This is a genomic window from Cognatundibacterium aquatile, from assembly GCF_014699135.1.
Classification (GTDB): domain Bacteria; phylum Pseudomonadota; class Gammaproteobacteria; order Burkholderiales; family Burkholderiaceae_D; genus Undibacterium; species Undibacterium aquatile.
In genome coordinates this window covers 58,662-74,270 of the sequence record NZ_JACOFT010000005.1, presented here as the reverse complement: position 1 = coordinate 74,270, position 15,609 = coordinate 58,662, and the positions used below count along the sequence as shown (strand labels likewise).

The 15,609-nt window shown below is 48.5% G+C and carries 13 protein-coding genes; 1 reads left to right on the top strand and 12 read right to left on the bottom strand.

The genetic code is table 11. The annotated features are described in order from the left end of the window. Window positions 1-29: 29 nt before the first annotated feature. The 3 genes from H8K26_RS13615 to H8K26_RS13605 are packed head-to-tail and all read right to left on the bottom strand — an operon-like array spanning window position 30 to window position 2,854. Window positions 30-626 (bottom strand): methyltransferase domain-containing protein, encoded by a 597-nt coding sequence (locus tag H8K26_RS13615; RefSeq protein ID WP_190480266.1) that lies wholly within the window; start codon window positions 624-626, stop codon window positions 30-32. Between the two features lie 25 nt (window positions 627-651). Then, on the bottom strand, window positions 652-2,046 hold the full coding sequence (locus H8K26_RS13610; RefSeq protein WP_190480264.1) for an ABC transporter ATP-binding protein: 1,395 nt from the start codon (window positions 2,044-2,046) through the stop codon (window positions 652-654). Then, entirely contained in the window at window positions 2,036-2,854 is an 819-nt protein-coding gene (locus H8K26_RS13605) for an ABC transporter permease (RefSeq protein WP_190480262.1), read from the bottom strand. The genes H8K26_RS13610 and H8K26_RS13605 overlap by 11 nt, the downstream gene beginning before the upstream one ends. Before the next feature lie 393 nt (window positions 2,855-3,247). Between H8K26_RS13605 and H8K26_RS13600 the strand changes: the two genes are divergently transcribed. Beyond that, window positions 3,248-4,021, top strand: a complete 774-nt coding sequence (locus H8K26_RS13600; RefSeq protein ID WP_190480260.1) for an exodeoxyribonuclease III — start codon at window positions 3,248-3,250, stop codon at window positions 4,019-4,021. A gap of 113 nt (window positions 4,022-4,134) precedes the next feature. Here the strand turns inward: H8K26_RS13600 and H8K26_RS13595 are convergent, their stop codons facing one another. The 9 genes from H8K26_RS13595 to gshB form a co-directional block, all read right to left on the bottom strand. Further along, the gene (locus H8K26_RS13595) at window positions 4,135-5,823 is read right to left on the bottom strand and encodes a bifunctional metallophosphatase/5'-nucleotidase (RefSeq protein WP_190480257.1); all 1,689 of its coding nucleotides are present in this window, start codon (window positions 5,821-5,823) and stop codon (window positions 4,135-4,137) included. Between the two features lie 109 nt (window positions 5,824-5,932). Then, a complete protein-coding gene (locus H8K26_RS13590; RefSeq protein WP_186884328.1) occupies window positions 5,933-8,314 on the bottom strand; it encodes a TonB-dependent receptor in 2,382 nt (793 codons plus the stop codon). A 631-nt stretch (window positions 8,315-8,945) separates the two neighbouring features. After that, complete coding sequence (locus H8K26_RS13585; RefSeq protein ID WP_190480256.1) at window positions 8,946-9,836, bottom strand: M48 family metallopeptidase; 891 nt, start codon at window positions 9,834-9,836, stop codon at window positions 8,946-8,948. A gap of 115 nt (window positions 9,837-9,951) precedes the next feature. Further along, the gene (metW, locus tag H8K26_RS13580) at window positions 9,952-10,560 is read right to left on the bottom strand and encodes a methionine biosynthesis protein MetW (protein WP_186884326.1); all 609 of its coding nucleotides are present in this window, start codon (window positions 10,558-10,560) and stop codon (window positions 9,952-9,954) included. Continuing rightward, window positions 10,557-11,708, bottom strand: coding sequence for a homoserine O-succinyltransferase MetX (gene metX, locus H8K26_RS13575; RefSeq protein WP_223827035.1), 1,152 nt, complete (start codon window positions 11,706-11,708; stop codon window positions 10,557-10,559). Before metX ends, metW begins: the two co-directional genes overlap by 4 nt. A gap of 228 nt (window positions 11,709-11,936) precedes the next feature. Next, window positions 11,937-13,703, bottom strand: a complete 1,767-nt coding sequence (gene ptsP, locus H8K26_RS13570) for a phosphoenolpyruvate--protein phosphotransferase (RefSeq protein ID WP_190480252.1) — start codon at window positions 13,701-13,703, stop codon at window positions 11,937-11,939. Window positions 13,704-13,826: 123 nt separating this feature from the next. Beyond that, window positions 13,827-14,096: an HPr family phosphocarrier protein gene (locus H8K26_RS13565; RefSeq protein ID WP_186884323.1), complete on the bottom strand. Its 270-nt coding sequence runs from the start codon at window positions 14,094-14,096 to the stop codon at window positions 13,827-13,829. 21 nt (window positions 14,097-14,117) lie between these two features. Then, on the bottom strand, window positions 14,118-14,525 hold the full coding sequence (locus H8K26_RS13560; RefSeq protein ID WP_186897621.1) for a PTS sugar transporter subunit IIA: 408 nt from the start codon (window positions 14,523-14,525) through the stop codon (window positions 14,118-14,120). Between the two features lie 88 nt (window positions 14,526-14,613). Further along, a complete protein-coding gene (gshB, locus tag H8K26_RS13555) occupies window positions 14,614-15,561 on the bottom strand; it encodes a glutathione synthase (RefSeq protein WP_190480250.1) in 948 nt (315 codons plus the stop codon). Window positions 15,562-15,609 lie beyond the last annotated feature (48 nt).

The following is a 15,609-nucleotide window of genomic DNA, read 5'->3' as shown; positions in this document are numbered from 1 at the left end:
ATATCTAAACGTATATTTTAATTCGGCAATTACAGTTGTCGGCTCCACTTGATTAACTGCTGCCTGAGAGCATCCCGGAATCCAAATGCCCGATCCTTACGAGCGATCAGCACTGAATCATGCCAGCAATTGTTGTCGTTGTCATACTGTGGCAAATCTTCCCATTGAGTGTAAGACTCTACCACGCTCAGTTTCGCATATTTTGCCAATGCACTGAAACCATCGGGATAGAAACGCCAGCAATCGACAGGATAGCGATGTTCGAAACCACCTGATGGCGCGATTATGCAACATAAGCCACCCGGTTTCAGCACGCGCGCGATTTCCAGCATTGTGATCCAGAAAAGTTCGACATGCTCGAACGCCTGACCAGAAATGATAACGTCTGCTGAATTTGATTTAATTTGTTTCCAGTCGTAAGGGTCTGTCAGAACGATATCGACATTTTTACCTTCGACCATGTCACATCCCTGATATTTCCAAAGCGGCTGATCGCTGAAAATCGACTTATAACTGCCGTTGACTTCCTGACTACCGATGTCAAGAATCTGCAATGCAGTATTAGTCCGGGACTCAAGATATTTCTCCCGGAACGCCCGCATTTTATCCATTGAGCTGATATGCATTGCTCTTACCTTTTCGTATATTTTATTAATTGAGATTAACTGTTCTGAGCACAATACTCTGCATGGGTACGCCGACCAGACCCGTCGCAACATAAGTGGACTCAGATCGTAAAATCATGGCGTCATGCATCCACTCAAGTTGAGTATGGTTTTCATTCGAACCAGCCGCAATCGCCACACAGACGGAATAATCGCCTTTGGGCAAGATCGGCATGATGAATTCAAATTCAGCTTCGATCAGGGTATTGGCCTCCGCCGATAACGGCGTATCCTGATAAGTCAGATAAGTATTGTCGCCAAACAAAATCTGACCCAGTTTATCTTTGATATAAAAACCGAGAATCGGCGAATAAATCTCGGTTGCGAGCATCGCTTTCATGCGGAAAGTAACAGGTTCACCGCCAACCACCCAACTCAGGGGCTGACCTTCCTGATCAAAAAATTCAACAGCGTGAATCGCTGCATCGCGGGTACCGAAACTTGCTGCCTTCTCATCAAACTCAAACAGGCGGATGTCATTTCGCAGATTACTTTGATTAATCCAGTCAGATCTCGCATCACGCCGTTGCGCAGGCAATATAGGCGCAGATGTCGCCGTTGGCCGCATCCTGGTTGTTGTGCTGCGCCCTTGCACCGATTCATAGAAAGCTTGCAAATAGCGCTCAGAAACATCTTTCGCCGTTCCCAGCAATTGCATCTGGCCTTTTTCCAACCAGATCGCATGCTCACATAAGCTTTTCACCGCAGCGGTGTCATGACTGACAAATAAAATTGTGCCGGTTTCCATGAAATTACGTAAAAAACGCATGCATTTTTGCGTAAAGAATGCATCGCCGACAGCGAGCGCCTCATCAATAACCAATATATCGGCGTCCACATGGGCGATCACCGCAAACGCGACACGGACAAACATACCGCTGGAATACGTTTTAACTGGCTGCTCGATAAATTCACCGATTTCGGCAAACGCGATGATGTCGTCGATACGTTCATCAATTTGTTCTCTGCTCAGCCCCAATAACTGGCCGTTCATATAGATATTTTCTCGCCCGGTGTATTCTGGGTTAAAGCCGGAACCGAGTTCCAGCAATGCCGCCACGCGCCCATGAATTTCCACACTGCCATGCGTAGGATTTAAGGTCCCGCACAATATCTGCAACAGGGTACTTTTGCCTGAACCGTTGCGTCCGATGATGCCGAAAGCACCGCCTTTTTTTAATTCAAAACTGACATCATGCAAAGCCCAGTACTGGCGCGAACATGCATGCGCCTTTTGCAGTAAAGACTGTTTTAATGTGGTGATTGGACAGAGTCGGGCAGCCAATGAAAACAGCCCCTGTTTCAGACGGTCATTAGGTCGATCATAAATCTGATAACACTTGCTGACGTTGTGAACTTTAATGATCGCTTCAGATGACATCAGCAAATCCCCGGCGTGTCTTCTGAAAAGAAACGAAACCTGCCCATGCCACTAGCAGCGTCATTAATAAGTAGATTCCCCATTCTGCCCAGTCAGGAGTTTTCCCCCATACCAGCACATCCCGCGCCATTTCAATCGGAAACACCATAGGATTCAACCGCGCCAACCCCTGCCATTTTTCAGGAATGGCAGATAAAGGAAAAAAGACCGGCGATAAGAACATCAGGCCCGTCACTAACAAACCTATGGTCTGCCCGACATCACGGATGAACACTCCCAGCGCCGACAAAAACCATGAAATGCCCAAACACAGCAGTGCCAATGGTAAAACGGCAAAAGGTAACAGCAACACTGTCCAAGGCAGATACGTATTCATAATTAACTGAAACAGCAGCAACACTGCCGTACTGACAAGCATATGAAACATCGCTGAAAACAAACTAACGCAAGCGAGAATTTCCAGAGGGAACACAATTTTTTTTACAAAATTGGCGTTACTGACAATCAGCGTCGGAGCGCGATTAATGATCTCCGAAAAAAGATTGAACATAATCATTCCGGAAAACAATGCGATGGCAAATTCAGCTTTCGACTGGCTGGCGGGAGTCCAGCGTGCCCGGAATATTTCGCTAAATACGAAGGTGTAAATAGCAAGCATAAACACCGGTGTCAATAACGACCATATAATGCCCAACCTCGACCCTTTGTATTTACCTAAGGCATCGCGGCCAGCCATATCCAGAATTAACTGCCGATGCTGCCACAAGGAATAAATTGCATAAAAAGGGGAAATGGGATTTTTCGTCATTAGCTTTGTGATCGCCCTTAGCGTGAATAGGTGAGGTGCTCAAACAGTGGGCAGGCGCTATTATAATGCTAAAGCGTTTAGTAATCTCCAGCTTAGAGTCTCAAAATCGAGAGATAGCCGCAAGCAAAGTTACATTGTGAAATGTGCTGTATCCCGTGAATTTTCCCTCACCTACAACCTTACACGCATACTTTCAGCATGGATTTTTGCAAAGGTATTTAGAAAAATGTCGCATAAAGTATCAAATAAACAATTAATTTAATTATATAAATTGTCTAGTCTGGATGACAGATAAAACACCGGACACGGATTGAAGCAACTCAGCGCATAAAAGAACTTGTGCTTCCCCGGTGCCTCTAATTTTTGAATTTACCTATTTTACGCCTCCAAAACATGACCAAAATTGTTTCCGCCAACTTAAACGGCGTTCGCTCTGCAGCAAAAAAAGGTTTCTTTGAATGGATGGAGAAAGAAAGCCCGGATGTCGTTTGCGTGCAGGAATTGAAGGCGCAGGCACCGGATATGACGGCTGATTTTCTGAATCCGCACGGTTATCACGGGCACTTTCACTACGCAGAAAAAAAAGGCTATTCCGGAGCTGGTGTGTATAGCAAGAAAAAACCAGACGCAGTACACATCGGGTTTGGCAGCGCAGAATTTGACCCGGAAGGGCGTTATGTGCGTTGCGATTTTGATGACGTTTCGGTCATTTCTGTCTATTGCCCTTCCGGATCGTCATCACCGGAAAGACAGGAAGCAAAATTCCGCTTTATGGATGAATTTTTTCCACATCTGGCAATGCTGATGGCAGAAGGCAGGGAATTGGTGATTTGCGGCGACTGGAATATTGCCCACAAGGAAATCGATTTAAAAAACTGGAAGAGCAATCAAAAGAACTCCGGCTTTTTACCTGAAGAGCGCGCGTGGCTGACACGTTTATTGGACGAACAAGGCTGGGTTGATGTGTATCGCCGCCTGCATCCAGATACGACTGGCGAAGCCTACACCTGGTGGAGTAATCGTGGTCAGGCCTGGGCGAATAATGTTGGTTGGCGAATTGACTACCATGTCGCAACGCCCGGTATCGCAGCGAAAGCACACTCAGCTTCCATTTACAAAGAACAGCGCTTTTCTGACCATTCGCCGCTGATTATCAGCTACGTTTAATTCGATAGTCCTAATAAAAAAGCGGGTTTCCAAGCCAAAATGACTGGAAACCCGCACAGATATTAGGAGAAGCGGTTTAAATTTCTCGCAATTTTTCCTGATGAGTCGTGCGACTAACGGCGCTGCACGCGATCCAGCTGCACATCGGTGATGCGATCACCGCGCTCGCGGATATACGATTCAAATGCATCCAGATCGCGCCCGATCAGCTGACGATCTGTTCCCTGCTTCAGCACACTGAAGCCATCACCGCCATCCGCCAGAAAATTATTCACGACCACCTGATATTGCTGCGTCGGATCAAGCGCTTTACCTTTGATCTTAACGTCGGTGATACGCTGCTCTATCGCCGCTGCCGGATTCCAGACATAGCTGAGGCCGTGCGAGACAAACAGTTTTTTCGGCTCTTCTGCAGGGCGTCCACCGGCCCACTGCTGCTGCAGTACCTGCAATAATTGGGCGCCCGACAATCTCATTCGTACGATGTTGTTCCCAAAGGGCTGCACCGCATACAAATCGCCAAAAGTGACATTAATCGGTGTTTTCTGACTGCCGGATGGCAAATCACTGCGAATCCCACCTGCATTCATCAACGAAATGTCGGCACCGCCATGATGCTGAGCGTAATGCAGTTGTGCATCGGCGATGATGTTACCTAATACACTGTCGAAACGACCTGACTCACTCGACCGTAATAATGCTTTGTCTATCGTAACGACTGGACGCTGGCGCAACGCCGCCGTTTGTGTCGCCACTTTATCTACCAGCACCTGCGCCGTTGCATCGGCTTTAATCTGCTGCTGATCAATCAAGTGATTGATAGCGACAGCATTCACCACCGTATTGGTGTTGCGGTCTATCGTCAGCGTGGACTCTGTCAGAAACGCGCCATAGCTACGGCCTTGTACAACCAGGCGACCATCAATTTTGCACGTATAGCCTTGATGAGTATGACCGGAGACAACCAACGATATGGCTTTATCGAGCTTTTTAGTGATATCAATAATCGGCCCTTGCAAGCCTTCGCAACGATAAGTCGGATCGTTTTCAGCACCTTTGTAGCTCGCACCTTCATGAATCAGCGCAACAATCGCATTCACACCTTGCTTTTGCAACTCAGGCACATAGCGATTTATCGACGCCGCCTCATCGTCAAAACGCAGGCGTTTAATCGCGTCACCAGCCACCAGATTAGGAACATCGGACGTCACCGCACCGATAAAACCGACCTTCACATCCCCGACCTGACGTATTACATACGGTGTCAGCCACGGCGTATTACTGCCCTGCTCATACACGTTCGCACCAAGATACGCATATTTAGCACCGTGAAAATCTGCGTATGCGCAGCCAGAGGAAGCACATTCGCCTTTAATTTTACGCATCAGATCAGCCGTGCCAGAGTCGAATTCGTGATTTCCGACTGCTGTCACCGTCAGGTCAAGCTGATTCAAGGCTTCGATCACTGGCTCATCTTTCAGCAACGCCGAGCCCATAGGAGATGCACCCATCAAATCACCGCTCCCTACCAGTATGCTGGATGGCACCGCTGCGCGACGCTCTTTTAACTTCGCCGCCAGATAAGCATAACCACCAGAGGGAACATTCACTGTTTTACCCGGATTAGCAACATCTGCCTTGCTTGCCAGATAAGGTACTGGCTGATCCGACTGCAGATTGCCGTGAAAATCATTGATACTGAAGATGGTGATGTTGCTAAGTCCGGCATTCTTGTCTGACGTTGTCGAGCAGCCGCCGATGGCGACAAGAACAGCAAGGCTGATGAGTTTGAATTTATTCATATCTTTGCCACTATCAAATAAAAAAGGCCCGCAACAAGAAATCGTTGCAGGCCTGAATTGTCGTTGCTTTACCTTGAAAACTGACTACAGCAACTGCGCATTCATGCGATTAGAAATCTGCAGAGAATGTGACAGATGTGAAGCGTGGTGCACCGAGGTAGTAAAACACAGTCTTCGCAGCTGCTGTGCCATATGCCTGAGCATTTGTCACGTTGAAGCTGGATGGATTGCGATATTTCTCGTTTGTCAGGTTACTGATACTGAGACGTACTGTTGGTTTTTTCAACCAGCCAGTGTTTGCGAACTGATAACCAGCGTCCAGACCAAGCAATGTGTAGCTAGGAACCAATTCATCATTAGTCATCGTTGCCCATTGGCTGCTTGTATATTTGGCTTTCAGACGTGCATACCATACTGCTGTCTCATACTGTGCGCTCAAGCCTGCTTTCCAGTTTGGCGTCAGTGTCATTTCTTTACCTGCTGTTGGCAATACGGCAGTTTTGCTTGCGATCAGGTTATCCTGAATTTCGCTCTTAGCGTAACCAACTGAACTGTAGAAAGACCAGCCATTGACTGGAGTATTACCCAGTTCAACTTCAAAACCTTTGGTCTTCACTTTACCAACGCTAGTAACACTGCTGGTGTTGCTGATTACGTCGTACGCAGTCGCCTGACGGTCACGGAAATCAACAGAATATACCGTGAACTGACCTGTGAGTTTGTCGCTTTGATGACGATAGCCCAAATCCAGGTTCACCGATGTCTCTGCTTTCACATCAACCGGCATCGTTGGAACACCATTGACCAGTACAACGTTATTCGTTGTCGAGTAAACATAGTTTGGCGGCGCTTTCATGTTTTTAGCCAAACTTGCGAACACTTGATTATTGTTGTCGATTTGGTAGCGAGCACCTAATTGTGGCAATACTTCTGAATATGATTTAGAAATATTGTATGTTGTACCCGAGCTTGAACCTTCATTCGCATAGTTAGTGAAATCGCGCTTCATCGTTGGCGCACGTACACCAATGTTGACTTGCAATTTGTCGTCTAACAGACTGATGGTGTCTTGAGCAAAGAATTGATATGCCGTACTGATTGTTTTCCAGTCACGGGATTGATAAGGCGTGCCATCAGGGCGCATGATCATGCCGTTCTGCAACCAGATGTCGCTCGCGTTACCAGCAGCGTCAACAGAAACCATCGGTCCAAATTGCTCATGCGTTGCACGTTCGTACCAGAAACCAGCCAGCAACTGATGATTACCAAGGTTATGGGTAACGGAAGCTGTAATACCAGGACGGTTTGTGCGTGTCACACTCGCATTCGCAACAATCACTTTATCAAGTGTATCTCCGTCGCCATTCAGATCCACTGCACCGGTATTCTTGCCAGTTGCAACGTTCAGGAAACCAACTTCGGAAACCAGTTTTTGTTGAACGCCACCATTACCGTAACCGTACCAGTAGTAAGGAATAACTTTGACGTCGGTGTTTTCGCCGATACGCATTTTCCCAGTGACAGACGCAATCACGTTTTCGAACGGATTCTGTGTCAACTTATAGAAAGAATCAGCATTGGCTTGGCTAGGATCGTTGTCTGCTTTGCCTTTGGTCGGCGTCACATGACCAATAAATTTCGTAGAATAATCGTAGTAGTAACCATTTTTGTTCAGATCAGCCAGACTGAATGAACTGATATTCTGGTTGATCGCGCGGTTGTAAAGAACAACGCCGCTGATAGAGTTGAATTTATCGAAGTCTGTACGGAAGCCAAAATCGACGTGATCACGTTTAGCTCCGCCATCACCTTTCCATTTATCCGCTTGCGCATGAGAGTAGGAAATGAACAAACGGGAACGGTTATCCGACAACATACCTGTATCGTAACGCAGATAAGTTTTGGACAGATTCAGGCCGCCAACAGTTTGCATTACGCGGAAACGCTTCTCTTTGGAAGGGTCGCATGTCGTAATACCGAAGTTACCACCAGTTGCACCGATTTGTGGAGAATCAACGTCAGTCGAGCCTTGTGTGACGAACTGTGTGCAGGTATTTTCCTGATCCACAAACTCTTGTGGATACACTGAGAAACTACCGGAATCATTAACAGGTACGCCATTGATCGTTGCACCGATCTGATCGCTGTTAAAACCACGCAGAGTCAGGCCACCGCCGAACAAACCAGTTGCGTCATAATTGTAGCTGTTGACCGCAGGCATCAGTTCCAGCGCTTCATACGCATTACCGGTAGGACGTTGTTTTGCCAGCTCTTCTGCAGTAATTGTACTGCGTGCTTTTGGCGCATTTTCCTGAACCATCAAACCCATACCGACTTTTTTGCCGGTAATAGTGACTTGTGTTGAGCTTGTTTGTTCGTTGCTGACTTCCTGTGCTTGCGCAGTGGAAATACCCATGCATGCCAACTGGCATGCAATCGCGACCATCGACAAACGTGATGGAAACGCTGAAGGCTTCGTAGATTGTTTCATTGACTGCTCCCGGATCAAATTACGGTAAATAAAATAAAATTGCGCTGAACCCTGTTCATCATCTCAAGCTTTTAACACCGCTTGATGACATCTCCATCACCACACTTTAGTGCCAATACACTGGCTTTATAAAAACTTCAACCTGCAACCGCGATACAAAAAGCTTACGAGCAACGGTGTAATGCATTTTTTATGCCTGATTTCAACACGCAATCGATTGCGACCGCTGAAAAACATAAATTGGCTGATACGCAAACGATTGCTCTTTTGATTTAAAAAAAACAGACACCAGGTTCTATCGTCTATTTTTATATGACACTGTTGATTTTTGTGTGCTGACCGGACAAGTAAATTCGAGTGAATCAGCTGTATATTGATATGTGAAAATAGTCTATCACATAATTTTTTCAACATTACAAAGTGTTACACCCAATTGTGAAAGGACGATGACATCGTGGTTTTCCATGCATGAAAATGTCACAAATGCACAACAGATGTGCTTTTTTTAGCGAATCTGCTTACTTTGGGTGAAATCTGCGCAATTTTTATTTTTGAGATGTCTGAAAAGAAACTTTTCTTTCAGATGAAGAAAAATCCCGGTGGCGGTGAACGGCTGCCACAGGCATAGAAACTATGGATAGGTAACCGGATCAATACCTTTGACGTTGGTCCGATATGGCGCAATGCCATTCAGAGACAATGCTTTCGCCTTCACATACAAAGGCATCACTTCCGGTAAGTGGCGGCGAATTTCAGCAATTCTGTTTTGCCCAGCGGGGTGGGTGGACAACCATTGCGGCGGGGCACCTTTATTGACCATGCCCATTTTTTGCCAAAGAGCAACCCCGGCGCGAGGGTCGTAACCGGCACGTGCCGCAATATCGAGCCCAACAATATCCGCTTCTGTTTCATTATCGCGGGAAAACTTCAACATGGTCATGTTTGCGGCACCGCCTGCAATCGAACCAGCGATATTCGGATCATATCCTTTCGCTCCGGCAAAAATCTCTACCCCTTTGACGAATAAATTAGCGGCGCTCGATTTCACTGCTCTTTCGGCACCATGTTCGCGTAAGGCGTGGGCGATCTCATGCCCCATGACTATCGCGACTTCGTCGTCAGTCAGTTTCAAGGTATCCAGAATCCCGGAATAAAAAGCAATCTTGCCACCAGGCATACAATAGGCATTGATTTGCTTGGATCCCAGCAAGTTAATTTCCCACTTCCACTGCTTCGCTCGCTCATTCCATTTCAACGAATAAGGGATCAGCTTATTGGCAATGGCGCGTAACCGTAATACTTGTGGATGATTATCGGGTCCCAGCGCATGTTGCTTTTCAGCTTGCTGCATGGTTTGTGCATACTGCGTTGCAGCCTGGTTTTCCAGCGCTCCGACCGGAGCGAATTTGCTTAAAAGAGAGTTGCCGCCAATTTTGACGCCATCCTGCGACGTTGCATTCTGCGCAAATGCAGAGCCCATCGTCGCAAAAAGAACAGCAGCAAAGAGTGTATGCAGTTTCATATTTAAGCCAGTAATAAGCCAGTGAACAGGTTACCCAGAGAAATGGTGATCATGCCGCCAGTTTTAAAGATACCGCAATAAAAATCGCTATTTGCCCGAATCGATCTCTTAAACACTAAGCTTGACGCTTACGCAACCTGAACACCGCCAGACTGCCACGCAAGTTAGGTAAAAAATTCACTGGCTGACCTTCATGCAGAGCAACACATTGCATGACTTCCAGACCGACTTCGTTGGCAAGATCGGCGAAATCATAAATCGTTGCACAACGAACGTTCGGCGTGTCATACCACTGATACGGCAAGGATTTCGATACCGGCATTTTCCCCAGCAATAATGCAGTACGATGCGGCCAATAGCCAAAATTCGGAAAAGAGACGATGGCTTCACGACCGACGCGGGCAATGTCACGCAACAAAGGTTCCACATGCTTCATCATCTGTAATGACGATAAGCACAACACAGTGTCAAAAGCATTGTCATCAAACATGCCCAGACCATTTTCCATGTCTTGCTGTATCACATTAATATGACGTTTCGCGCAGGCAAGTGTTTTGTCGTCCGCGATCTCTATGCCGTAGCCACTGCATTGTTTGTCGGTTTGCAGATAATCAAGCATGACGCCATCGCCGCAACCCACGTCCAATACTTGTGACTGCGGCTGAATCCAGTCGGCAATAAAAGCCAGATCGGGACGTAATTGATTTAATTCTGAAAAATTCATGCTGACACTCCTTTCAGTTCTGTCGCAATGCGATCGAAATACGCCGCAACCAGATTCAGATAACGGGAGTCGTCCAGCAGGAATGCATCGTGTCCGTGAGGCGCATCAATTTCAGCGTAGCTGACGGTGCGTTTGTTACTGATTAAGGCTTTCACAATTTCACGGCTGCGCTCAGGCGAAAAACGCCAGTCGGTAGTGAATGAGGCCAGTAAAAACTGCGCTTTGGTTGTCGCCAGCGCTTTGGTCAGATCGCCATCGGTATGGCGGGCCGGATCAAAATAATCCAGCGCTTTGGTGATCAGCAAATACGTATTGGCATCAAAGTAATCTGAAAATTTATCGCCCTGATAGCGGAGATAAGATTCAATTTCAAAATCGACGCCGTAGCCAAACTGGTAATCATCCGACTTCAGATCACGTCCGAATTTTTCGGCCATATCGTCATCCGACAAATAAGTGATATGACCTATCATGCGCGCCACTCTTAAGCCACGGCGCGGAACGACGCCATGCGCATAGAAATCACCGCCGTGAAAATCCGGATCAGTCAGTATCGCCTGCCGCGCCACATCGTTAAACGCGATATTCTGCGCCGACAGTTTTGGCGTCGATGCGATTACCACGCAGTTCTGCAAACGATCCGGGTACAAAATACTCCACGCCAGTGCCTGCATACCACCAAGCGAGCCGCCCATGACCGCAGCGAATTGCTTTATCCCCATAACATCTGCCAGACGCGCCTGCGCGTTGACCCAGTCTTCTACGGTGACCACCGGAAAATCAGCGCCATAAGGTTTGCCCGTGGCGGGGTTCGTATGCATAGGGCCGGTGGAGCCAAAACAGGAACCAAGATTATTGACGCCGATCACAAAAAAACGGTTGGTATCTACCGGTTTACCGGGGCCGACCATGTTGTCCCACCACCCTATATTCTTGGGCTGGTCGGCGTAGTAACCTGCGACATGATGAGATGCATTCAAGGCATGACAAATAAGTACGGCATTTGATTTATCTGCATTTAAGCTGCCATAGGTTTCCACCATCAAGGTGTATCCGGCAATTGATGCGCCACTTTGTAAAGGCAACGGCGCCTCAAAGTGAAACGCCTGTGGTGTCACGGCACCAACGGATCCTGGTAAGGCTGACATACACTCTTCCATCGAGAAAATTCTCGTTCAAAAACTAAGGAAGGCTAAAAGAAGGGCTGAATGTGAAGGAAGGAAAGCTGCATTCAAGCTCGCTTTAGCCGTATTTATTGTCCGGAAATTGTCCAGACCGCGCCCGCAAGCTGATTTTCAAATCGGCGCCTGTATCTAATTGCATCTAAGTTGGCAAGGATAACGAACTCCAGCCTCATCGTCAAACCTGTTCCGGATTCAATGCAACGTTTTGCCAAGCGCTTCCATATGACCCAGCGTTTCCTGTATCACCGCAGAATCATAGCTGCGCAAGATCTTTTTCACATATGGTTGCAAGGTGTCAAACCGGGTATTCAGAATCGCCTGTTTAATCTCTGGTAACAACGCCGCAGGCATTGATAACTCCCGGAATCCCATGCCGACCAATAAGCGGGTCAGGCGTAAATCGCCTGCCATACCGCCACAAATCGACAAAGGAATCCCGGCTTTTTCTGCCGTACTGACGATGATCTGCAATAACTGCAAAATCGCCGGATGTAAATCATCGTATAAGTGTGCAACTTCGTGATCGGCGCGATCAATTGCCAGCGTGTACTGGATCAAGTCATTCGTGCCGATAGATAAGAAGTCGAGCTTTTTAACAAACATCGGCAGCGCCAGCGCGGCAGCGGGAATTTCTATCATCGCGCCGATCGGTATGCCTGCATCAAATTCTTTCTTTTCTGCCGTCAGTTCTTTCTTGGCCTGCGCGATCAGTTGCAAGGTCTGTTCGATTTCAAATCCATGCGCCATCATCGGAATCAGAATTTTGACCGGCCCAAATGCAGACGCACGCAAGATTGCCCGCAATTGCGTCAGAAAAAGTTGCGGCTCGGCCAGACAATAGCGTATTGCCCGCAAACCTAAGGCAGGGTTGAGAATATTGTGTTCAGCCGCTTCCAGTGGTTTGTCAGCACCCACGTCTAAAGTGCGGATGGTGACAGGACGGCCTTTCATGCCAAGTACCGCCTTACGATAAGCATCAAACTGCTCTTCTTCACTCGGCAACTGATGCTGTTCGCCGCTGCGCTCCATAAACAGAAATTCAGAACGGAACAGGCCAACACCACTGGCGCCAGCCTCAAGCGCAGGGGTGGCGTCGCCCGGCAATTCGATGTTTGCCAGCAAGGTAATTTCAATGCCGTCCTGCGTCACCGCCGGGGTTTTTTTGAGTTTGGAGAGTTTTTTTCTTTGTTTGAGCAGCAGCGCCTGACGTTCACGATATTGTTCCAGCACCATCGTCGGCGGCGCAACGATGACCACGCCGGCATCGCTGTCGATGATCAGCCAGTCATCCTGTTCTATCAGTTGCGAAGCATTCCCCATACCGACCACGGCAGGGATACCAAGGCTGCGCGACACAATTGCAGTATGCGAATTTTGCCCGCCTTCATCGGTGACAAACCCGGTAAAAGCGACATCGCGGAATTGCATCATATCTGCCGGAGAAATATCTCTGGCGACCACGACCATGTTAGCGGTGCGCTCATCTATCCCATCGGAAGAAGGAACCTGACTAGAAGAGCCGGTCAGCACTTTCAACACCCGCTCGGCAACTTGCTGAATATCGGCTTTGCGTTCGCGCAGATAATCGTCTTCGATTTCATCGAACTGCGCCGACAGCTCATCGACCTGAGTCACGAGCGCCCATTCGGCGTTGTAATGGCGGGTACGGATAATATCGAGCGGGGCTTCCGATACCATGGGATCGGACAAAATGAGAGCGTGTACATCCAGAAAAGCGCCGAGCTCGGTCGGTGCATCCTGCGGCAGATCGGCCCAGATCGCCTGTAATTCAACGTGGACTTGCGCAATTGCGTTTTGCAGGCGCAGCACTTCCGCCTCGACTAATTCCTGCGCAACCAGATAATGCTTCACATCCAGCGCAGCCGGACGCAATAAATGCGCGCGACCGATCGCGATACCGCGTGAAACAGGGATGCCTTGCAATGTAAATGATGCCATGCCTCGTGCCCCATGTTCTTAATTGTCTTTACTCACCTGCCTTCAGGAAAATGAGCAAACGGATACAACACTGCAGAACCATCGCACCTGGAACACTTCACATGGTCTGCGCGGAAAAAATCATTACTCGCCTTCACCAAACTTATCATTGACGAGATTGACGATGGCATCAAAGCATTCCTGCTCATCGGCACCATCGGTTTCCAGCATGATTTTGCTGCCCTTACCCGCCGCCAGCATCATCACGCCCATGATCGACTTGCCATTCACACGGCGACCATTGCGTGTCACCCAGACTTCACTTTTGAATTTACTGGCCAGTTGCGTAAATTTGGCCGATGCGCGCGCATGCAGACCAAGTTTGTTCACAATTTCAATTTCTTGTTGGATCATGCTCTACTTTCAACTCTTTGATTAATTCGGTGACAGCCGGATACGGTTATCTATCCGCAGCGCGCCATTCTGACCGCCCGCGAGTGCCATTTCCACAACCACATCGAGCGCGTCATTACGGTAAGTAATCGCCCGCAACAACATCGGCAAGCTGATACCGGCAATGGTGGCAACCTGATCGGGTTCGCCTAGCTGGCGGCAGCAATTGGATGGCGTTCCACCCATGATATCGGTCATCACCAGCACGCCGGAGCCGTCATTGAGTCGTTGTACCGCTTCCAGCGCCAGACGGTGCACATCATCCGTATTCTGATCGGCAATCACATCGATCGCTTCCAGGCGCTCCGGCATACCGCGAAAAACATGGGCTGCAGCCTGGATAAATGCCGAGCCTAGCGGCGCGTGGGTCATCAACAGTATTCCAACCATAATTTCTCAAAATAGAGGGAGTATGTGCCAATTTTCACTTACTCTCCTTGATTTCATTAGGGGGTTACGACATACCCCGGGGAGTATATTAACGCCCTGAAACGGCTGTTTCAAGCGCATCAATAAACATCGCGGCCACATCCACGCCTTTTTGCTGCGTAATTTCCTGGAAACAGGTCGGGCTGGTCACATTGACTTCGGTCAGGCAATCGCCAATGACGTCTAATCCTACCAGCAACAAGCCTCTTTGATAAAGCTGCGGCGCCAAAGTCTGCGCAATCTCAAGATCGCGCGCCGACAATTCCTGCGCCACGCCAACACCGCCCGCCGCCAGATTGCCACGCACTTCGCCGTTTTGCGGAATCCGCGCCAGCGCATATGGCACGACCTTGCCACCGATGAGCAAAATACGTTTATCACCATTGACGATCTCGGGAATATAGCGCTGGATCATGATGGTGCGGCTGCCATTGAGCGTCAGCGTTTCGATCACGGAACCCAGGTTCATGCCATCGGCACGAATCCGGAAAATACCGGCGCCGCCCATGCCGTCGAGCGGTTTCAGAATGATGTCCTGATGTTCGCGGTGAAACGCGCGGATACGCTGCTCATCGCGGGTCACCAACGTCGGTGCGGTGAACTGGCTGAATTGCGCAATGCTCAGTTTTTCATTGTGATTGCGTATCGCTGCCGGTTTGTTGAAGACGCGTGCGCCCTGTTGTTCTGCCAGCTCCAGCAAATAAGTCGCGTAGATATATTCCATATCAAACGGCGGGTCTTTACGCTGCAATACCGCATCGAAAGCACTCAGCGGCAACGCCTGTGGCGCTTCGGCGCGATACCAGTCTTCGCTGTCACCAGTCAGCGTAATCTTACTGATGCTGGCAATGACTTTGCCACCTTCCAGCGCCATGTCTGCCGGGCCAAACGCATACACCGCGTAACCTCGCCTGACTGCCTCGCGCATCATCGCAAAAGTGGAATCTTTATAAGTCTTGAACTGCGACAGCGGGTCAGTCAGAAAGGCGATTTTCATGGCAATTTTTAAAGAAAATGACGGCGCACCGGCGACAAGCCAGCAGGC

Excerpts from the sequence above, each read along its gene's own strand:
- H8K26_RS13615 (WP_190480266.1), bottom strand. The coding sequence starts at position 626 with ATGCATATCAGCTCAATGGATAAAATGCGGGCGTTCCGGGAGAAATAT.
- H8K26_RS13610 (WP_190480264.1), bottom strand. The coding sequence starts at position 2,046 with ATGTCATCTGAAGCGATCATTAAAGTTCACAACGTCAGCAAGTGTTAT.
- H8K26_RS13605 (WP_190480262.1), bottom strand. The coding sequence starts at position 2,854 with ATGACGAAAAATCCCATTTCCCCTTTTTATGCAATTTATTCCTTGTGG.
- H8K26_RS13600 (WP_190480260.1), top strand. The coding sequence starts at position 3,248 with ATGACCAAAATTGTTTCCGCCAACTTAAACGGCGTTCGCTCTGCAGCA.
- H8K26_RS13595 (WP_190480257.1), bottom strand. The coding sequence starts at position 5,823 with ATGAATAAATTCAAACTCATCAGCCTTGCTGTTCTTGTCGCCATCGGC.
- H8K26_RS13590 (WP_186884328.1), bottom strand. The coding sequence starts at position 8,314 with ATGAAACAATCTACGAAGCCTTCAGCGTTTCCATCACGTTTGTCGATG.
- H8K26_RS13585 (WP_190480256.1), bottom strand. The coding sequence starts at position 9,836 with ATGAAACTGCATACACTCTTTGCTGCTGTTCTTTTTGCGACGATGGGC.
- metW (WP_186884326.1), bottom strand. The coding sequence starts at position 10,560 with ATGAATTTTTCAGAATTAAATCAATTACGTCCCGATCTGGCTTTTATT.
- metX (WP_223827035.1), bottom strand. The coding sequence starts at position 11,708 with ATGTCAGCCTTACCAGGATCCGTTGGTGCCGTGACACCACAGGCGTTT.
- ptsP (WP_190480252.1), bottom strand. The coding sequence starts at position 13,703 with ATGGCATCATTTACATTGCAAGGCATCCCTGTTTCACGCGGTATCGCG.
- H8K26_RS13565 (WP_186884323.1), bottom strand. The coding sequence starts at position 14,096 with ATGATCCAACAAGAAATTGAAATTGTGAACAAACTTGGTCTGCATGCG.
- H8K26_RS13560 (WP_186897621.1), bottom strand. The coding sequence starts at position 14,525 with ATGGTTGGAATACTGTTGATGACCCACGCGCCGCTAGGCTCGGCATTT.
- gshB (WP_190480250.1), bottom strand. The coding sequence starts at position 15,561 with ATGAAAATCGCCTTTCTGACTGACCCGCTGTCGCAGTTCAAGACTTAT.